This is a genomic window from Stenotrophomonas sp. STEN056, assembly GCF_056759635.1.
Window position 1 is genome coordinate 33524 of sequence record NZ_JBRRDL010000015.1, and the last position, 23302, is coordinate 56825.

Annotated in this window: 18 protein-coding genes; 17 read left to right on the forward strand and 1 reads right to left on the reverse strand. The window is 55.4% G+C overall.

Annotated elements, in window-relative coordinates:
* The first annotated feature begins 96 nt into the window (after positions 1 to 96).
* The 16 genes from ACVOLO_RS09820 to ACVOLO_RS09895 all read left to right on the forward strand — a co-directional run bounded on the left by ACVOLO_RS09820 (position 97) and on the right by ACVOLO_RS09895 (position 20272).
* A complete protein-coding gene (locus ACVOLO_RS09820; RefSeq protein WP_481570079.1) occupies positions 97 to 1338 on the forward strand; it encodes a hypothetical protein in 1242 nt (413 codons plus the stop codon).
* 43 nt (positions 1339 to 1381) lie between these two features.
* A complete protein-coding gene (locus tag ACVOLO_RS09825) occupies positions 1382 to 2755 on the forward strand; it encodes a hypothetical protein (RefSeq protein ID WP_481570080.1) in 1374 nt (457 codons plus the stop codon).
* A complete protein-coding gene (locus ACVOLO_RS09830) occupies positions 2752 to 3441 on the forward strand; it encodes a 6-hydroxymethylpterin diphosphokinase MptE-like protein (protein WP_481570081.1) in 690 nt (229 codons plus the stop codon). The genes ACVOLO_RS09825 and ACVOLO_RS09830 overlap by 4 nt, the downstream gene beginning before the upstream one ends.
* Entirely contained in the window at positions 3438 to 4238 is an 801-nt protein-coding gene (locus ACVOLO_RS09835; protein WP_481570082.1) for an MBL fold metallo-hydrolase, read from the forward strand. The genes ACVOLO_RS09830 and ACVOLO_RS09835 overlap by 4 nt, the downstream gene beginning before the upstream one ends.
* 6 nt (positions 4239 to 4244) lie before the next feature.
* Entirely contained in the window at positions 4245 to 5123 is an 879-nt protein-coding gene (locus ACVOLO_RS09840) for a glycosyltransferase family 2 protein (RefSeq protein WP_481570083.1), read from the forward strand.
* A gap of 5 nt (positions 5124 to 5128) precedes the next feature.
* Complete coding sequence (locus ACVOLO_RS09845; protein ID WP_481570084.1) at positions 5129 to 5827, forward strand: acylneuraminate cytidylyltransferase family protein; 699 nt, start codon at positions 5129 to 5131, stop codon at positions 5825 to 5827.
* Positions 5827 to 6765, forward strand: coding sequence for a phosphoglycerate dehydrogenase (locus ACVOLO_RS09850; protein WP_481570085.1), 939 nt, complete (start codon positions 5827 to 5829; stop codon positions 6763 to 6765). The genes ACVOLO_RS09845 and ACVOLO_RS09850 overlap by 1 nt, the downstream gene beginning before the upstream one ends.
* Positions 6762 to 7502: an SDR family NAD(P)-dependent oxidoreductase gene (locus tag ACVOLO_RS09855; RefSeq protein ID WP_481570086.1), complete on the forward strand. Its 741-nt coding sequence runs from the start codon at positions 6762 to 6764 to the stop codon at positions 7500 to 7502. The genes ACVOLO_RS09850 and ACVOLO_RS09855 overlap by 4 nt, the downstream gene beginning before the upstream one ends.
* A gap of 49 nt (positions 7503 to 7551) precedes the next feature.
* Positions 7552 to 11328: a glycosyltransferase family 2 protein gene (locus ACVOLO_RS09860; RefSeq protein ID WP_481570087.1), complete on the forward strand. Its 3777-nt coding sequence runs from the start codon at positions 7552 to 7554 to the stop codon at positions 11326 to 11328.
* A 46-nt stretch (positions 11329 to 11374) separates the two neighbouring features.
* Positions 11375 to 12394, forward strand: coding sequence for a UDP-glucose 4-epimerase GalE (gene galE, locus ACVOLO_RS09865; protein ID WP_481570089.1), 1020 nt, complete (start codon positions 11375 to 11377; stop codon positions 12392 to 12394).
* Between the two features lie 55 nt (positions 12395 to 12449).
* Positions 12450 to 13556, forward strand: coding sequence for a GDP-mannose 4,6-dehydratase (gene gmd, locus ACVOLO_RS09870; protein ID WP_481570090.1), 1107 nt, complete (start codon positions 12450 to 12452; stop codon positions 13554 to 13556).
* A gap of 90 nt (positions 13557 to 13646) precedes the next feature.
* Positions 13647 to 14156 (forward strand): hypothetical protein, encoded by a 510-nt coding sequence (locus ACVOLO_RS09875; RefSeq protein ID WP_481570091.1) that lies wholly within the window; start codon positions 13647 to 13649, stop codon positions 14154 to 14156.
* Between the two features lie 55 nt (positions 14157 to 14211).
* Positions 14212 to 15213, forward strand: coding sequence for a GDP-L-fucose synthase family protein (locus ACVOLO_RS09880; protein ID WP_481570092.1), 1002 nt, complete (start codon positions 14212 to 14214; stop codon positions 15211 to 15213).
* A gap of 66 nt (positions 15214 to 15279) precedes the next feature.
* Positions 15280 to 16704, forward strand: coding sequence for a hypothetical protein (locus ACVOLO_RS09885; protein WP_481570093.1), 1425 nt, complete (start codon positions 15280 to 15282; stop codon positions 16702 to 16704).
* Between the two features lie 67 nt (positions 16705 to 16771).
* Positions 16772 to 19579, forward strand: coding sequence for a glycosyltransferase family 2 protein (locus ACVOLO_RS09890; RefSeq protein ID WP_481570094.1), 2808 nt, complete (start codon positions 16772 to 16774; stop codon positions 19577 to 19579).
* A gap of 87 nt (positions 19580 to 19666) precedes the next feature.
* The gene (locus ACVOLO_RS09895; protein WP_481570095.1) at positions 19667 to 20272 is read left to right on the forward strand and encodes a hypothetical protein; all 606 of its coding nucleotides are present in this window, start codon (positions 19667 to 19669) and stop codon (positions 20270 to 20272) included.
* A gap of 26 nt (positions 20273 to 20298) precedes the next feature.
* Here ACVOLO_RS09895 and ACVOLO_RS09900 read toward each other — a convergent pair whose 3' ends face one another.
* The gene (locus ACVOLO_RS09900; RefSeq protein WP_481570096.1) at positions 20299 to 21285 is read right to left on the reverse strand and encodes a glycosyltransferase family 2 protein; all 987 of its coding nucleotides are present in this window, start codon (positions 21283 to 21285) and stop codon (positions 20299 to 20301) included.
* Positions 21286 to 21442: 157 nt separating this feature from the next.
* Here ACVOLO_RS09900 and ACVOLO_RS09905 point away from each other — a divergent pair, with 157 nt between their 5' ends.
* Positions 21443 to 23284: a DUF2142 domain-containing protein gene (locus ACVOLO_RS09905; protein WP_481570097.1), complete on the forward strand. Its 1842-nt coding sequence runs from the start codon at positions 21443 to 21445 to the stop codon at positions 23282 to 23284.
* Positions 23285 to 23302 lie beyond the last annotated feature (18 nt).

The window sequence follows — 23302 nt, forward strand, 5'->3', positions numbered from 1 at the left end:
ATTATGTGAAAATGGCCGGACTGTCTCGTGTTGCAACAATTCCTGAATTGTTAATTTTGATGTTCATTGGCCAGAAAGTGCAAGGCGCACCTTCAGTTGGCCCCTACTTCTTTTCCAGTGGTGACCGATGTGAAGGAACTGTTTGAACAGCTGATTTCAGGCCGAGCGCCTGACTCCATCTCGCTTCTGGTAGTGGGGGCAGGGCAAGGAGGGATGTCTTGGCGTGCCCTGGGTGCTGGTCGGCTGCAGCTTGTCGAGGCGGACCCAGGCACGGCTGCTTCGTTGGAACAACAGCTGGATTCCTCGCAAGGTGAGTCGCTTCGCTCCGTCGCGGCGACGGCGGTAGTTCTGCCAAAAGCGCCCCTGCATGTGGTGAATCAGTCCCGGTATTCCAGTGTCAAGCAGCCTTCGGGTTTATTTGAGCTGTTTCCGGGCCTACGGGCGACTGCTCAGCTTGAGGTGGACGCGGTGCCGCTGTCGCGGATCATCGCGGACTTCGACAGCGGAGATGCCGGCAGCTGTGTCATGGTGTTGGATGCTCCTGGACAGACCTTGGAGTTGATTGAATCGCTCTCAGATGAACAGCTGGAGCGTCTGGCCGGAATCGTGGTGGAAGTCTCCGCTGAGCCGCTCTACACGGGGGATGCGAGTGCGGTCGTCATTGCCTCGCGGTTGGGCGCGCGCGGTTTCTCGGTGATGGGTTCACAGGTTGGGATCTATCCGTTCCAGAGCGTGCTTTTCCGGCGCGAGGCGCGCTATTGGTCGGAACTGGCCGAGCGGACCGACTTGGAGCAGGGCCTGGCTGCGGCAGTTGGGAAGTTGGAGGATCTTCGATCCACACTCTTGGTGCGCGAAGGTGAGTTGGCGGTTCAGCATGACTTGGCCGCGGCGTCAGAGCGCCAGCTGAAGCACGTGCACGACGAAATTGCTGGGAAGATCGAGCGATTTGAAGGGGAGGTCAAGGAGCTGCACAGCCGCAACGCAGACGTGCGCCAGGAGGCTGATGGCCTGCGGGCGCAGTTCGAGGAGCGTGAAACATTGGTGCGTCAGCTAGTGGAGCGCCGGGACAATCTCATCAAGGCGGGTGAGGAGATGGCGGCCAAGTTGGAAGTGGAAACCAAGCGTGCCGATGATCTCTCGATGAAGCTTGGAGAATGTGTGTCCAAGCTCGAACATGCCAGCCGGCAGAGTCAGGAGCGCGGAGCCCGGGTTATTGATCTGGAGCGCGAACGTGAGCAGGCACAGCAGTATCAGGGCTGGCTGAACCGAGAAGTCGTGAAGGCGGAGGCTCATGTCGATCTGATCAAGGAAATACTCCTGCGTGGAGAGACGCCATGAGTGCTTCTGCCGCGCATGAAGACATCGATCTGGAGCAAATGCCTTGACGCGTTCTGACCGACATATGCAGAAGACGTCTGGCTCCAGGAAGCCAGCAGTCGCTGCTGGGGCCGGCAGCTCCAATGTGGTCGAGCATGCCAAGGCCGGGATAGCTGTTGCAGGGGGAGACAAGGTCGAGGCTGCCGCATCGAGCATGGTCACGATAGGGCTTGAAAGCGCGCGAATGCAGTGGCAGTTTGGCGATTGGACCAGCTTGTCCGTCGTTTCAATTGAACAGCTTTCGGAGCATCCTGATCGGGCGAAGCTTGCGCTGTTGATTGCGGCGGCAAAGCTGCAGCTCGAAGAGATCGACGCTGCACGGCCCATGCTGCGACAGGCCTTGACGTGGGGGGCGTCGCGACAGGAGATTGCCTCAATTTTATTGGCCGGGACGCATAACGTGCTCGGTCGTGTCGCTGCAATCCGTGGTGATGAATCCGCGGCGATTTCCCATTTTTCCCAATCTGCTGCTGGTCAGGGGGGCGACCCGCGTTTGGTCTCACAGGCGCGGATGCTCAATGAGGCTGGTCGTCTGGGTTTATGGAAGAATCCCTTGCGGGGCGCGGAGTCGGGTGTTGTGCAGTACTACTCGCCGCGCCAAATGGTGGTCAGTGGGGCTGGTGATCAGGTCGACCTGGGGGCGCGGGACGCAATGTTCTTGCCGACACCCGGCAATGCTTTGGCTTTCAGTTCGAGTGGCCGCCCAGGCTATGACATTCCTGCCTTGGTTCGCCAAGGTAGGGTGACAGTTGTAATCGCCGGCATGCGGCACTCGGGTTCCACTGCGCTCTTCAATATAGTGCGTGAAGCGTTGGAACTGGCGCAGCTGTCTTTTGAATCTCTGTATTCGGAAGGGGCTGGCAAGGAGTTGCTCGATGATCCTGAGCAGGATCTGCTGTTGATCAAAACCCATGAATTTCGTGACGATGTTGCTTCCCGGGCAACCGTTGTGCTGAATACGCGACGCGATCTACGAGACACCGTTGCTTCGGCCAAGCGACGTGGATTTCCACTGATGCAGCGCGTGGGCGGTGTGATCGAATATGCAAAGTACAACCGGGCCCTGCATGAGATGTGGTTTCCGCGTGGCGACTATGAATTCATCTATGAGGACTACATCACGCATCCAGAGCGTGAGACCCGGCGCGTTCTCGAGTTTCTTGGTCTGGATGTGGTCGATGCAGTTCGGATCAGCAAGGATGTACAGAATCTGCCGACGAACCAATACGACAGACTGTTGCTCAGTCCTCTGCATATCACCGATCCAGAGAGGATCCTCAGCTATCGCGACAGCTTGACTGCCGATGAGGTAAGGCGCATCCAGATGGATCATGGCGGTTGGTTGCGTCGTCATGGCTACGAAATGGAGCGATCGTGAGCCTGGATCGTTTTGAAATGCTTCGTGACCGTCATGTCGGACGGCGTGGCGTGATCGTGGCCAATGGTCCGTCGTTGAATCGGATGGAACTTGCGTTTCTGCGGAACGAAGTTGTCATTGGTCTCAACAAGATTTACCTGGGTTTCAATCAGTTCGGTTTCTATCCGCGGTACTACGTAGCGGTGAATCCCTACGTGGTTGAGCAGTCGGCAGCAGAGATAAGGGAGTTGACGTGCGTCAAATTCATCAGCAACCGCAGTGCGGCGCTGGTGGCAGAAGATGCGCTCACCTACCACATCAACACCACTCAGCCGCCGGAGCGCTTCTGTCATGACATCGTGAAAGGTGTGCATGAGGGATGGACCGTTACTTATGCTGCTCTGCAGATCGCCCGCTTTCTCGGGTTCGATACTGTTGTACTGATCGGATTGGATCACTATTTTCAGTATCAGGGGGCACCAAATGAACTGAAGCGTCTGGACGGTGCGGATCCCAATCACTTTCATCCCGATTACTTCGGGAATGGGCAGCAGTGGAATAATCCGGATCTGGCTCATTCTGAAGAGTCATTCCGGATCGCCAGGGCTGCTTATGAGCGGGAGGGGCGACGGATCCTGGACGCGACAATCGATGGAGGATGTCAGGTGTTTGAAAAGGTCGATTACAAGGAATTGTTTCTAACATGATGCCGCTTGAGCAAACGAACCCATCGAAAGCGCTGCCGCTACAGTTGCTCGGCCAATCCGGGTGCCGGATCGGTATACCCGGTTGCACGGTCTATCTGGATCCCTATCTTTCTCATTCCGTGGAGAAGCTGGACGGGCCAGATCTCAAGCGCCTGCTCCCTATTCCATTGAAGCCGGAGGAAGTGGCAGACGCAGCCTGGGTTCTGTTGACCCATGATCACCTAGATCATTGCGATCCACACACATTGCCGGAGTTGGCCAAGGCCTCTGCAGCTGCCCAGTTCATGGGGCCACCAACGGTGCTCGCGCTGTTGGCAGAATGGGGTGTTGCGACTGAGCGCCTGCACGCGGCCGACGAGCGATGGCTGCAGTTGGCGCCACAGTTGCGTGTACACGCCGTTCCTGCGGCCCATCCGGAGATCAGCCGAGACGACAATGGTGCACTTGCATGCGTGGGCTATGTCCTGGAACACGCTGGTCGCAGGATCTACCTGGCCGGGGATACATCGGTAAGACAGGAGTTGATCGATGCGGTGCAGGCCTTATCGCCAATCCGCAGCGCAGTGTTGCCGGTGAATGAGCACAATTTTTTCCGCGGAAGGCGAGGCATCATTGGCAATATGTCGGTGCGGGAAGCACTGCTGTTGGCAGAGGAGTTGAACGTGGATGAATTGGTTCCGGTGCATTGGGACATGTTCGCTGCCAATGCGGTCAGTCTGGAGGAAATTCGCGCTGTTTATGCGCAGATGAAGCCTCAATTCCGCTTGGCCATTCAACCCAGTTATTTCTTTTCCTGAATTATGTTGATCAGCGTTGTCATTCGTACACTCAACGAGGCGCGTTACCTCGATGAATTGTTGCAATCCATAAGCGATCAGGATCTGGGGGATTCCCGGGCTGAAGTTGTTCTCATTGATTCCGGCTCAACCGACGGTACGTTGGAGATTGCGCAGAAACACGGTTGCATCATTACGCACATCAGGCGCGAAGATTTTTCATTCGGACGCTCATTGAACATGGGCTGTGAAGTTTCCAATGGGCAGGTGCTGGTGTTGATCAGTGGCCACTGCGTGCCGTTGGACCGCAACTGGTTGAGTTTGTTGTGTCGGCCAATCGCCGATGGCTTGGTGGACTACAGCTATGGAAGGCAGCATGGCGGCGAAGACAGTCATTTCAGTGAACACAGGATCTTCGGCAAGTACTTTCCCGAGGGTTCTGCGATTCCCCAGGACGGCTTCTTCTGTAATAACGCCAATTCTGCGCTATCGCGCGCAGTGTGGCAAAAGTATCGGTTTGATGAGGAAGTGACTGGGCTGGAGGATATGGAACTCTCGCAGCGCTTGTGCCGTGACGGTGGCCGCGTCGGGTATGTGGCGGAAGCTGGTGTCTACCACCACCATGCCGAAACCTGGAAGCAGGTCCGGCGTCGGTTCGAGCGCGAAGCGATCGCATTGCAGAAAATTATGCCGCAGATCCACGTGCGACGTCGCGATACGCTTCGCTACATCTTCAGCAGTATTAGACAGGATTGGCTGGCCGCGCGGCGTCAGGGCGTTTTCCTGAAAAACTGTCTGTCCATCGTCCGCTATCGTTATTTCCAGTACACAGGCTCCTTTATCGGCAATCACGAGCACCGCAAGCTCTCGCACGCCGATAAGGAAAAATATTTCTATCCGAGTTGAGTCGAATGAGCGCCGAGAAGAAGATTGTTGCATTGCTGCCGATGAAAGCAAACAGCGAGCGTGTGAAGGGCAAGAACTTCCGTGAGTTCTGTGGAAAACCGCTGTTTCGTTGGATCCTGGATACACTGCTGGAAGTGGAGCAGATTGACCAGGTGATCATCAATACCGATGCCCGTCATATTCTTGCGGAAAATGGACTGGTGGAGACAGATCGCATCAGGATTCGGGATCGCAAACCCGAGATCTGTGGCGACTTGGTCTCCATGAATCTTGTTCTCGCGGATGACGTGGAAAATGTGGATGCTGACATCTATCTGATGACCCACACGACCAATCCATTGGTCAGCGCGGATACTATCCGCAACGCATTGGCTGCATATGAGGCCGCGCTTGTCGACGGTAGCGCTGACTCCTTGTTTACCGTGGACAAGATTCAGACCCGCTTCTATCGGGCGGATTGCAGCGCAGTGAATCATGACCCCGACAATCTGGTGCGCACCCAAGATCTTGAGCCCTGGTTTGAGGAGAACTCGAACATCTACCTGTTCACTCGCCCGAGTTTTGAGTCAACGGGCGCCCGCATTGGCGGCAGGCCGATGATGCACGAAGGGCCGCAGTTTGAGTCGATCGATATTGATACGCCAGAGGACTGGGATTTTGCCGTGGTTGCAGCTCGTTTCATGCAGGAGCAGGGGAAGGCATGATGCGCAAGGTACTGGTGACATGCCCTCCGATGCTGGGCATGATTGACGAATTCATCCCCTTGGCTGCTGAGCGGGGTTACGAGCTGGTGCCTGCGAAAGTCACCCAGGTGATGAGCGAGCAGGAACTGATTCAACAGCTGCCGGCCTACGAGGGCTGGATCATCGGGGACGATCCAGCTACACGGCAGGTGTTCGAAGCCGCGCAGTCCGGCAGCCTGAAGGCTGCGGTCAAGTGGGGTATCGGCGTGGACAATGTCGATTTCGCTGCCTGCAGGGATCTGGGCATTCCGATCATCAATACCCCCAACATGTTTGGGGGTGAAGTGGCTGATGTTGCCGTCGGCTATGTCATCGGTTTGGCCCGTGACCTGTTTCTGATCGATCGTGGCATTCGCCAGGAGCATGCATGGCCGAAGCCACCAGGCATGAGCCTGGCCGGCAAGCGCGTGGCGCTGGTGGGTTTTGGTGACATCGGCCGCAGCACGGCAAAGCGGCTTGCCGCATTCGACATGCCGATCGTGGCTTACGATCCTGGCAACAATGACGATGGCGGGATTGTGGGTGTTGAGCGTGCGACCTGGCCGCAGCGTATCGGCGAGGCGGACTTCATCGTCTTCACCTGCGCCCTGAATGCACATAACAAGCACATGCTCAATGCCGAAGTGCTTGCCGCGACCAAACGAGGTGTGCATGTGGTCAACGTGGCGCGCGGGCCCTTGATCGATGAGGCTGCATTGATTGCAGCCCTGCAGTCAGGTCAGGTTGCTGCTGCGGGCTTGGATGTCTTTGAAGTCGAACCATTACCTGCGGAGTCTCCGTTACGCCTGATGCCACGTTGCATCTTCGGATCGCACAATGGTTCCAATACGAAGGACGCCGTGCGCAGGGCCAGTCTGCAGGCAATGGATCGACTTTTCGGTTTCTTGGAGGGCGGATGAGCTGTGTCATCATCACCGGCGCCGCTGGCGGAGTCGGCCGGGCGATGGTCAACGCCTTCGCTGAGGCTGGCTACACAGTTGTAGCTGTCGATAAAGAGCAGCGCCCAATTGACTGCCGGGCCGGACATTACTTTGTTTGCGATCTGGCTCGAACGGTGAGTGACGAGGCTTATGCGGACAGTGTGTTCGCTGAATTGAGGCTGGTTTTGGCCGGTCGGCCACTTGCCGGCCTGATTAATAATGCAGCGATCCAGATCTTGGGCGGCACCGAAAATCTGGATCGTGCGGCTTGGAAAACGACGTTGAATGTAAATTTGCTTGCGCCATTCTTCTGGGCCCAGGCGTTCCTGGCAGAGTTGGAGTCCGGGCGGGGGAGTGTTCTTAATATAAGTAGTATCCATGCGCGGCTAACCAAATCCGGTTTCACAGCCTATGCCACGAGTAAAGCGGCATTGAGCGGATTGACCCGCGCCATGGCGGTGGATCTGGGGCCACGTGTCAGTGTCAATGCGATTGAACCGGCGGCTATAGAAACGCCAATGCTCGAAGCTGGCTTCGCGGATAATCCGGCTGGTCTGGAGGCCTTGAAGGCATTCCATCCGGCGCGTTGTATTGGAACTCCCGAGCAGTTGGCAGAGACGGCGCTTTTCGTGATATCGGGATGCCGGCCATTTATGAGCGGGAGTGTGATTCAGCTCGATGGGGCCATTTCATCGCGCCTTCACGATCCTGGCTGATTTTTGAAATGTTGGTCTGAATATTTAAGATTATTGAATGTGGGGGGCTATGAAAATTTTGATATTTACTGACAGTCGAGGTCAACATAAACCGGCCGGCACCAAGCATCAGCTTTTCGGTGAGCGGCTGGATGGTGACTCCCGATTCAAAGTTGATCTTGTTCTTTGCCCAATGAAATGGACGACCACACTCGATTTCATGGAGCGGTTCGACGAAACAGCTTGTGCAGGGTACGACGCAATAGTATTGCAGACAGGTATAGTGGAATGGTCGCCCCGGCCTGTTGATAGTGCGCGTAACGATCTCTATGACTGCAGGGATATTTCAAATCTTGAGAATCTTCGAGTAAATACCGGGGATTACTCGAAGAAGGTAGTGAACAGCAAGAAGGCTGTCTTTGATAAGTATTTCGGCGAGCGCGAGCTTGCCACCTACTATGATCGTCCGTTCGATGTCATGTATGACGACAAGCCGACGATAAATATGTACGGTAAGCAGATGGCCGCCCCGTTGCTTATACCGGCGCTCAATAGGATGAAGAATCTTGTCTTCATTAATTCCAATCGACTTGTTTCGGGCTGGCGTGGTGATTATAAGCGCGAACGGCCGGCCAACATGTCGATAACCCATGGTTATAGTGACTTCTTTACGGAAAAGTTGACCTGCCCGGTGGTGGATCTCCGGGAGTGGGATGATGCGGCTGTCAAACGGAATACTTGCGACAATATCCATCTTACTGAATCCGGGAATGACTACATTTATGATCGGCTCCTTAAGGCCATGGACATCCCGCCGAGGCGCTTCTTCCTGACGTCTGGTGGAAGTGACGCTGGTGAAGTTGCTGGAAAGCACAAGGTTGCAGAATCGATAGGAGAAGTTTCAGTGGTTGCGGACGTAATTCGCGGTATTAATTCCGATATTCGAAGCGGGGAGTTCGAGCGCGCGTTCTCGAAAGGACGCTCGAATTTCGTCAGGACGGGTGCATCCATATATTTCAATGCGGCGCTTTACAGTGCGACCAGGATGGGGAAGAAGGAAGACATCGATGGTCTGTTTGGCTTGGCCGCGGAAAGGGCCAGTCTTTCGATCAACGGAGAGTCGGCAAACGCGCCGTATCTGAAGCGATTCTGGCCGATCCTGCCTGAAAGCGTTCGTGCTCGAGTTGTTGAGTGGTCTGGTCGCCCTCAGCTGTCCGCTCAGGAATTGATCAAGCTTGAGGAAAAGCTGCTGGATTCGCAGTCGCGTTTGAAGTTCGTGGCTGATCGCTGCAAGATCATTGAGACCCGTTTTAACGATGAGTTTCGGTTTGTAGCGCCGTATGCCCTTCCGTTTCCATATAACTACCTGTCGGATTACGCTGGGAATCATTGCGTGGCCTTGGCAGACAGGGCATTTGCTCCTGGTTCGATCACCTTCATCGTTCCAATAAAGAATCGTAGCCGAAGGGCTGAGATTGCAATCAAAAGCCTCAGTGATGCTTATCGCGCGTACATGTTAAGCACTGCCAGTCCGGTCTACGCGAAGGTCATTGTTGTTGAAGACAAGGGGCAGGATTCTTTTGATCGCTCCTGCCTTTCGGACTCTGCAGTGGATGTGGAGCACATTCTGGTTGATACTGGGGTCTCATGGTCCCGGTCGGGTCTTCTGAATCAGGGGATTAATGCCGCACAGACAGATCTTGTTTGTTTTGTTGATTGCGACGTTCTGTTTCCGATTGATTTCTTCAGTAAGTTCCATTGTGGCGAACGCACGCGCGTCGATTTTGATCGGCATGTTCTTGCCGTCAACATGTTTGAAACTCACTCGCACCTAAAGCAAGGGCAACTTCATGCAGTGGGGATGCCGTATAGCTACATGTGGATGTTGAAGCGCAAGCATGCGCTTGGTGTTGGCGGTTTTGATGAGCAGTATGTGGGATGGGGTAGTGAGGATCGCGACTTTGAACATCGGGTGGTCAGTAAATTCGGTTTGACGGTCATCGGTACGGCGGGCTTGACGCGAGGAGTGTTCGTCCTGCATCTGTCGCATGATATGCGCACAGGTATCGAGAATGAGGAGATTAACAAGCAGATATTCATGTCAGCCCGGGCCGAACGGCAGGGATTGACCGCTGATGGTCTTGTCGTGAAGCCTGCTTTGGGAATAAAAATTCTCGAGCGGAATTCGCACAAGGTCCGACATGTCCGCACAGAGAAGTATCGGTCATTGCTGATGGATGCTGCTCAGCGTAAGGGTGAAACGCTGATCATCATGGGTAATGGGCCTTCGCTCGGCGAGATCATGAACACCCCTGAACTGCTGGCGCTGGTTCGTGAGTACGATACATTCGGCTTGAATGCGGCGTATCGCGCGTATCAGAAATATGATTTCTATCCCACATACTTCGGCAGTTTTGATTATCGTGTATGCGAAAGTCATGCGGAGGCGTACACGGAACTTGTGCGGAATGAAGGTCGTATCCGGAAGTACTTCTTTGCTAAACAGGACGTGTTTTCCGAGGAGTGCAAGGATAATTCCAGATTCCAGAGGATAAATTTCAAGTTGGCACCTCGGGGGGTCTCCCAGCAGCAGGAATTAAGCGATTCCTTTGATGAGTTCTATGACTGCGGATCTTCCGGAACCAATGCGATCCAGGCAGGTTATGTGTTGGGATACCGGAACTTCATCCTTCTGGGCGTTGACTGCAACTATGTCGAGATGCTGGCGGGTGTGCAGGATCTGGATGGCATTCGCTATGAAGTCGTGGGTCAGATCGGAGAAAACCCAAACTATTGGTTTGATGGTTATCAGCAGGTTGGCGACAAATTCCACAAACCCAATGAGAAGGATATTCAGCTGGTCTCTTGGGAGAAGCTGAAGTCTCTTGCGCTGGCTCGCGGAGTTCACGTTTCAAACTGCAGCTTGGTGACCAAGCTTCCGATGTTTGACGTATTGCCATTTGCAGTGTGTGGGCGCAAGTACAAGAATGTATTTCTTGTCATCTCTTGTGAAAAATATCGGGGGCGAATTGATGTGCTCCGCAAGTACTACGAGGAATCAGCGGCCGCAGATGATCTGGTTTTGTATGTGGTTGGCGGGGCTGAGCGAAATCAGCTTTCACAGGATGGTGTGCTGAGTTTGGCATGCGGTGACTTCTACCAGGATCTTCCTGAAAAAGTCAGGTGCGCAATCGAGTTCTGTGCGGAGAATCTTGCCTTTGAACGTGTCGTCAAGGTTGATGATGATGTGTTCATCAACTTCGATAATTTCTATGCAGTAACGGAGCGGACCCCTCACGAGTATTTCGGAAAGCGGACTCCGTCGCGTGCTGGAATCAAGCCAAGTTCGACCTGGCATTATGGCAAGGTGAGCGCCGGTTCTGATCACACAGACGCGCCTTTTGAAATTCAGGGGCCGCCAGATCATTGGGCGGGCGGTGGTCTTTACGTGATGAGTTTTGCTGCAGCACAATATTTTAGGACTCCAGTTGCACGAGCCTTGTCGAACTATCATTTGTATGAGGATTTCATGTCCGGTGACATCCTTGCCAGACATGGTGTGCTTGCGCATGTGTGGGATAGCTCCGGTGTCCGGGCGCGCGGTGAGTGGTGCGTCACCAATCTGCTGGATATTTTCGAGAAGGATATTCGGGAGATTCGGGATCCGGAGAGAATCAATAGTTCGGTTTCGATACATTGCGGCTCATATGCTCCAAACTATGTAGTCTCGGAATCTGATCTGGCCGAGATATTTGGCATCATCAGCAAGCTGGGAAGCACCCCATCAGGTCGGGCGCGGGCTAACGACGATGCTGTGTTGATTTCTGCTGCATGGAAGCCAAATTGATCCTCAAGTGTGTGCCAGTCTGTTTGCAGGAAGCTATGGAGCTGTGATGAACGTTTTGGTTACCGGTGGTGCTGGATACATTGGCTCTCATACCGTGTTGCAGCTGTTGCAGCGAGGCTTCGCTGTGACGGTGCTCGACAATTTCTGCAATAGTTCCGAGTTGGCGCTTGAGCGGGTGGCTGATTTGGCGGGCTGCCGCCCGAAAGTTATCAAGGGTGACATCCTTGACAAAGCCGGGTTGGCCAAAGTGTTTGCGATGCAGGGTTATGATGCAGTAATACACTTTGCTGGATTGAAGGCGGTTGGTGAATCGGTCTCCGAGCCTCTAGCCTATTATCAGAACAATGTCGTTGGAACGCTTAATCTGGTAGAGGCCATGGCTGCTGCTGGGGTATACCGACTGGTTTTCTCTTCTTCCGCAACCGTTTACGGGGTTCCTGAGGCCGTGCCAATCCGGGAGACGGCGCAGCGGGGGGCGACCAACCCGTACGGGCAAAGCAAGTTGATGATTGAGCAGATTTTGGAAGACATCGGAAGGGCGAATCCACGGTGGTCAATTATCAATCTCCGATATTTCAACCCGGTCGGTGCGCATCCTTCTGGCTATATTGGTGAGGATCCTTCTGGGATTCCGAACAATCTGGTTCCTTTTGTAACCCAGGTTGCCTGTGGTAGAAGGGAGGTGCTTTCGATTTTCGGTGGCGATTATCCGACGAACGATGGAACCGGGGTGCGGGATTACATCCACGTGGTGGACTTGGCGTCGGGACATCTGGCTGCGCTGGCATGGTTGGGTGATGAGGCCGCCAAGGGGGTTATTGCAGTTAATCTGGGAACAGGTAAGGGGGTCTCCGTTCTTGAACTGGTTCAGACGTTCGTTGATGTGAATTCCATGGATGTTCCGTACAAGATCGTCGCTAGACGACCGGGGGATGTCGCCAGTTGTTATGCCGAACCCGGATTGGCTAGGCGTTTACTTGGCTGGGAGGCGGAGCTGACCCTTGAGGATATGTGCCGAGATGCATGGCGCTGGCAACAGGCCAATCCGGTTGGATATCAGGCTTAAAGTCCGCCGCTCGACTTGAGAATTCCGTGGAATGATTTGAATGAGTGATCGAAGTATGCGACCTAAACGTGCTCTTATTTCAGGCATCACTGGGCAGGATGGTTCCTACCTGGCAGAGCTTCTTTTGTCCAAGGGCTATGAGGTGCATGGCCTGAAGCGGCGTGCGTCCTCGTTGAATACCCAGAGGATTGATTCGATCTATCAAGATCCTCATGAGTCCGATCGCCGTCTGATGCTTCATTACGGCGACCTGACGGACGGGTCTAGTTTGACCCGACTCATTCACTCGATTCAACCGGACGAAGTTTACAATCTTGGCGCCCAGAGCCATGTGGCTGTCAGTTTTGAGCAGCCCGAGTACACTGCTGACGTAAATGGGTTGGGTACTTTGCGATTGTTGGAGGCGATTCGGACTCTGGGGCTCACCAATAAAGTGCGCTTCTATCAAGCCGGTACATCGGAGATGTTCGGGTTTGTTCACGAGTCGCCTCAGTCGGAATCTACCAGGTTTCACCCGCGCAGCCCTTACGGTGCAGCCAAGGCTTTCGCGCATTGGCTTACGGTGAACTATCGGGAAGCGCATGGCATGTATGCCTGCAACGGAATCCTGTTTAACCATGAAAGCCCACGTCGTGGCGAGACGTTCGTGACCCGGAAGATCACACGTGGGTTGGCCAGGATTTCGATGGGCTTGGAAGAACGGCTATACCTTGGAAATCTCGACTCACTTCGCGACTGGGGTCACGCGCGGGACTACGTTGTAGCTCAGTGGTTGATGCTGCAGCAGCCCGAGCCGAAGGACTATGTGATTGCATCCGGACGGCAAGTCTCCGTGAGGGAGTTCGTTATTGCAGCAGCGGCCGAAATTGGCATTGGGCTCGCTTTCACGGGGACCGGCTGCGACGAGGTGGGGCAAGTGGTGACGCTGGAAGGCTCTCACGCACCCTCGCTGAGGGTTGGGGCCAAGGTGGTCATGGTTGATCCGCGCTATTTCCGTCCCGCTGAGGTCGACTCGCTTCTGGGAAATGCTGAACTGGCACGAAGGGAGCTGGGGTGGCAGCCCGCAACAACACTTGCGGAACTCTGTAGAGAGATGATGCAATTCGACCTTGATGAGGCTCGCAAGGCCGCTCTGCTGCGAGATCATGGCTGGTTGAGATGATGCTGCTCCCAAAATGACGCTGCGAATCAGTGGCAGTTATTTGATGTTTTTATTGATAGTTACTATTTATTAATCTGAAGGAGTTGATAGATGAAGAAGATTTTCGCGCTGATCGCAGTGGCATCCTTGGCGGCCTGTTCGGGCGGAGAGTCGCCCGCTGAAGCAACATCGGCTGCGGCTGATAAGGCGGCGGTGCAGCAGGCTGAAGGAGCGGCTGGCGTGGCGACGGGTGAGCAGGGGCATGCGAAGGCTGACGCTACCGGACTGAATGGGCATCTTCCGGATTCGAACCTGCAGTTCAAGTTTGAGCACTCGTTGAAGTCCGATCAGGTCGTGGACAAGGAAGGCGTGAAGCGTCGCGGCGTTTCGATTGAGTACAAGGGCGGGCTGCAGGGCGCAGCCCTTTGGAAGGAGATCGATTCCAGCTTTGTACAGGCTGGTTTCCAAGCCAAGGGCCAGCCTGTCAGCCGTGAAGATGGTGTTGGTAGCCGCCGCTATGAGCGCGAAGGCGTAGCTCCGATCACGGTTTCGGTGAGCGAGCGCAATGAAGCGGAGTTGGCAGCCGGTACTGGCATTGTCTGGTTTGGCTGGGACGTTTGATAGTCTCTGTGATGCCAGCTTACATGCCACATTCGTCTAAGTTTGGTGCGCCGCTATGAATGACGGGCGTCGCAGGGTGTTTGTGGCCGGTTCGTCCGGAATGGTGGGCAGCGCGCTGGTGCGTCTGCTCAGGCGGGACGAGGCTGTGGAATTGGTAACCGCTGGCAGGCATGAGCTCGACCTCACCCGACAGGCGCAGGTTCATGAGTTTCTATGCGACCAGAGGGTTGACCAGATATATGTAGCCGCAGCCAAGGTGGGGGGCATTGGAGCCAATGCCCGCCTACCTGCCGATTTCATTCTTGATAATCTTCAGATTGAATGCAATTTGATCGGTGGGGCATATTCTGCAGGAATCCAGGAGCTGGTGTTTCTGGGCTCTTCCTGCGTTTACCCGCGATTGGCAGCTCTACCGATCAAAGAGAGTGCTCTGCTATCCGGACCGTTGGAGCCGACCAACGAGCCCTATGCGGTGGCGAAGATCGCGGGCATGAAGTTGTGTGAGGCAATCAGCCGCCAGCACGGCAGGCGCTATCGAAGCCTTATGCCCACGAATCTGTATGGTCCGGAAGATAACTTCAGCTTGGAGGATGGTCATGTACTGCCAGCACTTTTGCGGCGTTTCCATGAAGCTGCCGAGGTCGGGCTGGGGCAAGTGGTCGTATGGGGCACTGGAACTCCATTGAGGGAGTTCATGCACGTTGATGACCTGGCTAGCGCGTGTGTTCTGACCATGACGATGCATGATGAGGAATGGAGCGCAGTGACCGGAAACAGCTTCAATCACCTTAATGTGGGCAGTGGCTTGGAATGCTCGATAAAGGAACTGGTGAGTTACATCGTCGAGATTACTGGCTACCGCGGCGAAGTTTTATTTGACTCCTCCCGCCCTGATGGTACACCGCGAAAGATTCTGGATACTTCGCGATTGCAATCGAGAGGCTGGCGGGCAGAAATTGGGTTGCGGGAGGGTATCTTGCAGACATATGACTGGTATTTGGGGCATCTGGAAGCAGGTACTCCGATCCGGGGTGTTGCAGCCGTGTATGATCGCTAGCGATAAGCGCTCTTGATGCGGCAATGCGTTACTGATGCAAGACTCGGCAGGACTACAAGTGGACACATGAAGACAATATTTTCAGGAGCAGGCCAGAATCTGCAGGCGTCGGTTGCCGAGCTTCGATACCTGCACGAAGGCAATGATGGGGCGACGTGGTGTGTCCCTGACAATTTGGCCAGTTACACATTGGACGCACAGGCCAGTTCAGAAGGCGTGCGTGTTGTTTGGGTTTTCGAATCTCCCGTCAGTGCCTTGCTGGGTGTTTCATCGGCAGTTGATGGCGGTGACGTTGGCTTGGCCCAGTTCCAAGTTTTGCATGAGTGGGTTCGGCTCAACCGGATGGCTTTGAACCTGAAAGCCAGATTGGGCACAGCAATAGTGTTTGTAGATCATCGTCACCTTTCGCCGGCCGTTGATGGGACCCTGGATGTTGTAGAGCACAGGGATCAACCGCAGCCTGCTGATCTTCAGAAGGACAGTGCCCTCGATTGTGTTGTTGAGCACGCATTGGTCAAGGCGGACGAAGATGTGTGTCGTATCCACGACGCATTGGTGGCTTCCTCCGCTCAAAGCGCTGGGATTGCATTTCCGGCTGGTGCCAAATCAACGTTGATGCAGGCTCTTGTTGAACTGAAGGAACTGAGAAGCCGTCATGATGATGAAGCCATTCGAGCCGTTGTGGTCCAGGATCGTTTTCGGGCTGAACAGGTGCTTGCAAGCTTGACGCAGGATTTGGAACAGTGTCGTGCTGACAGGGACCTCTTGTTGGTACAGGCACAGCATGCGCAGGAAGAGCTTGAGTCAAGTTTGGCGCAGATTCAGGGATTTGAAACCTCCGCTCGAGAAAACCAGGCGCAGTTGGACTCATTGCGGAAAGCGATTGCCCAGCCTCCACTGAGAACTTTTGTCCATGACGAGGCGCTGGTGCGGGAAAGGGATCTGCTGATGATTCAGCTTCAGCACGTGCAGGAAGAGCTGGAAGCCTATTACATCCGGGGCCAGTCTTTGACCCATGAACTCACCATGCGTCCACAGCAGGCAGAGCTGGATGCGTTGCGTCTACAGTTGGCGGCGACAGATGCGGAGTTGCGGAAGCAGATCGCCGCCCAAGGAGATTTTTCACGCATCCACAGCCGTAGGTTGCTCGAGACCGTGGCAGCGCGTTTGGATCGCCGTTTTATGGGAGGGCGACTATCGCGGCATTTCCAGAAACGACGTTTGCGGGCGGAACTCAAGCCATTGCGGACGAGCAGATGGTTCGACTCCAGATGGTATCTGGCAGCTTATCCGGATGTAGCCAGTTCGGGAATCGAAGCATTGGTGCACTATCATCAGTTCGGTTGGAGGGAGGGGCGCAATCCAGGTCCGGGGTTCGATTCGGCCTATTACCTGCATGCAAATGCAGACGTCCGGGATACCGATATCGATCCGCTGCTGCACTTCGTACTGCACGGTGAGCGTGAGGGGCGGAACCCCTCACCGAGGTAAGCTCGCTACCGAGCCTTGGCCTATTCGGTCCAAGAACTGAATTCTCTCCTGTCAAAGTTGTGCAGTAATGTCCCAGCCCTTCACGTTGCATTTCTCCGCGGCCAAGTCCGCTGTCTCGTCGAATCGGCTGGATGGTGGTGGGTTGGTGTTGTCCGCAGTTGTTCAGACGCCGCTGGCGGCTGGTTGGTACAGCGTGACGACCAAGGGGCTTGAGAGTCGCGATGAACTTGTTGCGGCTCAGTTGACTGCTGGCGGGAGAGGCGTCGTCCTTCCTATTGTCTCCAGTGAGGCGGGCCGGCAGACCTTCGCCCTGAGGCTGTCAGCTCCTGTTACCGAGTTCACCTTGTCTGGTGTCCTTGCCGAGGCTCAGGTTGAGTTGGAGATGCAGGCGATAGGCAAGGCCCAGGCACTTGGTGTGATTTTCACCTGTTTGTCGAAGGCGGGGCCTGGATGTGTGCTGAAAGCGGCTTACATCGCTTTAGCTGCCGCGGTCTCGGGCGGAGGAGCCGCTGCGGTCGGTGCCAGTCTGGAGGCGGGTTACAAGTCGGAACTCATGCGGTTGGCGGGAGTGGGCGGGCATCCTCTGACGTTGAGGATAAAGCGCTCAGCGATGTCCCTTGGCGCGTCCGGTTATCCATTGATCCCATCTGCAGGTCTGCGGCATGCGGCGGAAGCCATGACGTGGGAATCCAGCAGCAATGACCCGCGCTTCCTGCTGTCCAAAGAAAGCTTGGGCCATCGACTGTCTGGTGGCTGGTATCGGATGCGTACACGGATAGAAGGCATCGACGGCAAGGTGATTGGTCCAAGCCTGTACCCGGACTATGGAAAAGGCGGCGATGAAAGCACGATGATCTCGCTTGGCGAGCCAGGACACGATGGTGGTGTGGACGTATTGGTGGTGCTGTCGCATGACACCGTAGCCCTTCGTTTTGATCCCACCGTTACTCAGGCCGGCTTCCGAATCAATCAGTTGGAGCTTACCCGTCTCAGTCGCCCCGGGGCACTGCTGTATATGCTGCGCCGGGTGCGTACCGTTGATGGCGATTTTGGCTGGCGCGCGCGCGCCGATGCTTTGGTTGAGTTCTTCGGTAATCTGGGAAAGCAGGGACTTGCTGCGGCGACCCGTGAACTGATGGCGCGCTACAGTGACGGGAACATACGGGCACTTGCCGGCTACGCGAACTGGGCAGAACGTTACGACAGGATCGGCGGCGACGAGCAGAAAGCATGGCAGAAGAAGCTGGAACAGCTTCCGCATCGCCCATTGATTTCCATCGTGGTGCCGGTCTATCAGACACCGGAGCGCTGGTTGCGACGATGCATCGACAGTGTGCTGGAACAGGTTTACCCGGACTGGGAACTGTGCATCGCCAACGACGCCTCACCTTCAGCGCATGTTCGCCAGGTGCTTGATGAGTATGCTGCACGCGATGCACGTATCAAAGTCGTGCACCGGCCAGTTAACGGGCATATTTCAGCAGCTTCCAACAGCGCTCTGGATGTTTGCTCCGGCACGTTCATCGGTCTGCTCGATCACGACGATGAGTTGCGCCCCCACGCGTTGCTGGAGATGGCTGCTGCGATAGTGGCTGATCCAGACATCAGGATGTTGTATTCGGATGAAGATAAGGTTGACGAATCCGGTCGTCGCTTCCATCCGAATTTCAAACCCGACTGGGATCCTGAGTTGCTGCGCGCGCAGAACTACATTTGTCACTTCTCGGTGATCGATGCAGAGCTCGTGCGCTCCGTAGGTGGGTTCCGCCTTGGCTATGAGGGCAGCCAGGATCATGATCTGCTGCTCCGTTGCAGCGAACAACTACAGCCGGCCCAGATTCGGCACATCCCACAGGTGCTCTATCACTGGCGCGCCATTGCCGGTTCAACTGCATTGGCGCGTGATGCCAAGGACTATGCATCCGTCGCCGGGGCACGTGCGGTGAGCGATCACCTTGAACGTATTGGAGCTGCGGCCAGGGTTGAAGAGCTGCCGCATGGTCACTTCCGGATTCGTTGGGGGCTGGGTGCACAGGTTCCCAAGGTCAGTCTGGTAGTGCCGACACGTGATCGCGTTGAGTTGCTGCGCATGTGTGTGGAGAGTGTGCTTGAAAAGACCAGTTATCCGAATTATGAAATCGTGGTGGTGGACAATCAGTCCAGTGACCCGGAGACCCTGGCTTACTTTGAAAGCCTGGCTTCAAATCAGAACGTGCGTGTGCTTCGCTACGACGCACCATTCAATTATTCGGAAATCAATAACTGGGCAGTATCCCAATGCTCTGGTGAAGTGATCTGTTTACTCAACAACGACATCGAGGTCATCTCAGGTGACTGGCTGCAGGAGATGGTGTCGTTGGCGATCCGGCCGGAAGTTGGGGCGGTGGGCGCCATGCTGTATTACCCGGACGACACCATTCAGCACGCAGGGGTGATTCTCGGGATGTTTGGCGTTGCTGGGCACATCTACGGAGGCATGCCTAGGGGATATCCGGGACATGGTGCCCGCGCGCTCGTGGCGCAGACGCTATCGGCGGTAACCGCGGCCTGCCTCGTGGTCCGGCGGGAGGTCTACGAAGAAGTGGGGGGGCTGGATTCCCAGCTGAAAGTTGCATTCAATGACATCGATTTCTGCCTGCGCGTGCGTGCTGCGGGATATCGAAACGTGTGGACCCCCTTTGCTGAGCTCTACCACCATGAGTCAGCCTCCCGTGGCAAGGAAGATACGGAAGAAAAATTGGCCCGTTTCCGTGGTGAGGTCGATTTCATGAAGAGTCGTTGGGGAGATGCATTGCTCAACGATCCAGCTTACAACCCGAACCTTTCGTTGATCAGTCTTGGGGCTGAACTGGCGATGCCACCCAGACACGGCTGATGGCAAGAGCTTTTGTTGGAGTCAGATTGGTTTTGACGAGATTCAAGGAAAATTCTGGAGTGGTGTTTGTTGGCATGGAGCTGCGCGGTGATAATTTCCCATAAGTACAAGTTCGTTTTCATCAAGACGATGAAAACGGCTGACACCAGTATCGAGGTATTCCTCTCCCAGGCATGCGGTCCGGAAGATGTGGTGACGCCGATCGCTCCTGCCGTTGAAGGGCATGCGTGTCGGAATCATTCGGGTTTTTACAACCACATGCCGGGGCGTGATATCCGTGAAAAATTGCCGGAATCGGTCTGGGATGGCTATCTGAAATTCTGCGTCGAGCGGAATCCATGGGACAAGGTGATATCCCATTTCGCCATGAATCGCGCGCGCATGGACAGCAATCTGACGTTGGATCGCTACATCCAGGAAGGAGCTTTTCCAACGGATTGGGGAAAGTACACGGAGGTTGATTCAACCTCGGTACTGGTGGACCGAATTCTGCGCTATGAAACGTTGAACGATGATCTGGCTGTTCTGTTCAAAGAGCTTGGTATTCCCTATCAAGGCTCACTTGGGGTGGCCGCAAAATCGGAGTACCGAACTGATCGGCGGCACTATCGGGAACTGTTGTCGGCGGAACAGGCAGGTATCATCAGCCGCGCGTTCTCCAAGGAAATCACGTTGCACGGATATGCTTACTGAGCTTATATCCAAGGCAGCGGTTTCATTCAGTTGCCGTTGACCAGCTCCTTGAAATTGCTCTGCCGTTGGATGGGTTTGCGCGGCACCGAGGCGATGTCATAGCTGAGAAAACCCAGGACGAACTGAAGGCCAAGAATCAGTGGCAGCGCAGCCAGCATTACGGTGCCGGCAGTGGTTTCGACGCCAGTGTGCACCGAAGACCACCAGTGATACGCGCCGATCACGGTGCCGGCGATCATCAGGGTAGTGCCCACGACGAGTTCGAGAGATGCCAGCGACAGATCGCGCAGGAAGTAGTTGTAGAAGATCCGTTTGAAGCCATTACGCAGATGTTTGCTGAAGAAGTCGCCGATGACACGACTGATATGCAGATTGCTGACTTCATCACCATAGCGGGCATCCATCGGGACATCGACCACGACCGCACGCAATGTGTTGAGACGGAAAAGGATGTCGGATTCGAAGAAGTAACGCCGGCTGATGCGATCAATGGGCAATCTGCGCGCTACGTCTGCATGGATGGCCGTGTAGCCATTGGTTGGATCGAAAAGGTCCCAGTAGCCGCTGGAGAGCTTGGTCATGAACGATAATGCAGCGTTCCCGATAATGCGAATCGGCGGCATTTGTCTGATCGCACCGAGATCGAAGAATCGGTTGCCCTTGGTGTAATCGGCTTCGCGACGCAGGATGGGAGCGATGAAATCGGGAATGAGGGAGGGGTCCATCTGGCCGTCGCCATCCACCTTCACTATGACAGTTGCACCATCGGCGATGGCTTCGGCGTACCCTCGCAATACCGCGCCACCAACGCCGGTATTCTGTTCGTTGTAGTGAACCGATACACGGGGGTCAGTACAGTTTTCCTCGACGTACTTGCCGGAGCCATCCGGGCAGGCATCATCGACAACATATATCCTGCCGACCAGGGATGGCATGCCGCTTATAACATCCAGAATATGACGCTTGACCCGGTAACTCGGGATGACTACGGCGATCAATGATGGTTGCGACATATCTTGGTTGTTCGTCTGCACTGTGTGATGGCGAAAGGAATGAAAAGTGGAAGGGAAGGGGAACTCATTGCGGAAACCGGGGCGTTACTGTGGGGTCATAGCGGTTCTACTTGCATTGGCATTGGCATTCCTAGCCAACTACGCCGGCAACAGGAGCTTGATCAGCGTTCAATTCGCACAATACGGCTCCAGCGATGGCAATGCCATGCAGGTCTTCCATTCCCGTCAAGGGGATTATAGCGAGGAGCGCTCCCGCTGGTTGTCGGTCGCACGTGTGCCGCAGCAGGCGGAGATTACGCTGGATAGCGTACATGCAGGCATGTTGCGCTTTGATCCGCCGCTGGACCAGGAGCTGGTGATATGTGGCCTCAAGGTAGAGGGGCAGCCGGTTCAGTATGAGGTGATCGAGGCAGTCGAAATCGGCTTCCAAGTGGAAGACGGTTGTCTTCGCTTGCAGCCCGGGGAGCTCTCATCCGATCCGAGGATATCGGTGCGGCTGGTCGGTCCGCCGATGAAGGTCCTGGAACAGCAAGGTGTTTGGAGCGTTGTCCAACTCGGCAGTATTTTGCTGAGTGCAGTGTGCGGGCTGCTGGTTGTTGGAATGGTGGTGCGATGGTGTCTGGTGCGTCGGAGGCAGGGCGGGTGCGAGGTGCTTGTGGGTAGCCTGGATGCAGCGGCTCCGAGACTCGCGCTGGCCTGGGTGCTGCTGATGGGTGGGGCTTATGCCTTTCTGACACCACCCGGTGCTGTGGCGGATGAAGAGGCACATCTGGCAAAAGTGGCCCGCATTCAGGCAGGGGTATTCGTGGGGCCCGGGGAGGGGGAAAGATTCGCGGATATCGCAGGGATGTATGGCCCCTTCGTTGGCTATCCATCCAACCCGACCCCTTTCAATGGTGAGCAGTTGCGTCACCAGCTCGGAGCAGCGATGGAATGCAGGCCGCATACTGCAAACCTCGCTGTGGGTGCGAACGGTTATTTCCCGCACCAATACCTGCTGCCCAGCTTGGCGTTTGCAGCAAATTGTCGTGCCAATGGCCCGTTCGGCGTGTTTCTCTACGGCGCACGTCTGCTGAACCTGATGCTGGCAGCTGGGTTGGTGTACCTCGGAGTCTGCTGGGCCCGGCGTGGGCGCTGGGCGTTGTTTGCTGTCGCTACGCTGCCGATGTCGTTGTTCCAGATGGCATCGCTGTCGGCTGATTCTCTTTGGTTGGGTGCGTCAATCGCGTGGCTGGGCCTGGTGTCAGGGTTGGCGAGCGGTACGATGAGTCCCCGGCGTGCGCTGCCCTGGTTGCTGGGGCTGGCGTTCTGCATAGCGTTCTTGAAACCTGTTGCAGCTTGGGTGCTCGGGGCATTCCTGTTCGCACGCCCTGCCTACGCGACGTGGCGAAGCCATGCCGGTACTGCGTTGCTTGTCGTGGGACTGCCATGGCTCGCCCACTCGTTGGGGGTGCTGTCAGTGAAAGGGCTGGCAATGCCGCGGGCCGGGGTGGATGTGGCAGGTAACCTGCAGATGCTGGTTGCCGATCCGATAGCGGTTGCCAGATTGATGGCTGCCACGTTTGCGCCAGACCGACTTGAGGTCCTGCTGCAGCAGGCCATCGGCGTATTGGGTTGGTTGGATGTACCGCTGGCGAAATGGAGCTACTTCGCCGCTGGATGCGGCCTGCTGGCTTCTTTGTTCAGTAACCGGGCAGCTGATGTCGCATCAACGGGTTGGTTGACGCGGCTTTGCTGCTTGTTGATGTCCGTTGGAGTCCTGGCAATGATCGCCATGCCACTGTTCATCCATTGGACGGCAGCCGACGCGTTGTTTGTTCAAGGATTGCAGGGCCGTTATTTTCTCGTGGTGTTGGCTTTCTTGTTGAGCTGGCTTGGATTTGCCAGTGGGAACAAGACGCGTTTGATCGCAATAGGTGTGACCCTGCTGGCAACGCTGGTGGCAGGAGCCGATGGTGCGCTCTGTCTGTATGACGCCTATTACGTTTCTGGACGGTAGTGTTCTCCGGAATGGGAT

Coding starts and splice junctions, on each gene's coding strand:
- ACVOLO_RS09835 (WP_481570082.1), top strand. CDS start 3,438: ATGATGCCGCTTGAGCAAACGAACCCATCGAAAGCGCTGCCGCTACAG.
- ACVOLO_RS09845 (WP_481570084.1), top strand. CDS start 5,129: ATGAGCGCCGAGAAGAAGATTGTTGCATTGCTGCCGATGAAAGCAAAC.
- ACVOLO_RS09850 (WP_481570085.1), top strand. CDS start 5,827: ATGCGCAAGGTACTGGTGACATGCCCTCCGATGCTGGGCATGATTGAC.
- ACVOLO_RS09880 (WP_481570092.1), top strand. CDS start 14,212: ATGAATGACGGGCGTCGCAGGGTGTTTGTGGCCGGTTCGTCCGGAATG.
- galE (WP_481570089.1), top strand. CDS start 11,375: ATGAACGTTTTGGTTACCGGTGGTGCTGGATACATTGGCTCTCATACC.
- ACVOLO_RS09900 (WP_481570096.1), bottom strand. CDS start 21,285: ATGTCGCAACCATCATTGATCGCCGTAGTCATCCCGAGTTACCGGGTC.
- ACVOLO_RS09860 (WP_481570087.1), top strand. CDS start 7,552: ATGAAAATTTTGATATTTACTGACAGTCGAGGTCAACATAAACCGGCC.
- ACVOLO_RS09890 (WP_481570094.1), top strand. CDS start 16,772: ATGTCCCAGCCCTTCACGTTGCATTTCTCCGCGGCCAAGTCCGCTGTC.
- ACVOLO_RS09885 (WP_481570093.1), top strand. CDS start 15,280: ATGAAGACAATATTTTCAGGAGCAGGCCAGAATCTGCAGGCGTCGGTT.
- ACVOLO_RS09855 (WP_481570086.1), top strand. CDS start 6,762: ATGAGCTGTGTCATCATCACCGGCGCCGCTGGCGGAGTCGGCCGGGCG.
- ACVOLO_RS09875 (WP_481570091.1), top strand. CDS start 13,647: ATGAAGAAGATTTTCGCGCTGATCGCAGTGGCATCCTTGGCGGCCTGT.
- gmd (WP_481570090.1), top strand. CDS start 12,450: ATGCGACCTAAACGTGCTCTTATTTCAGGCATCACTGGGCAGGATGGT.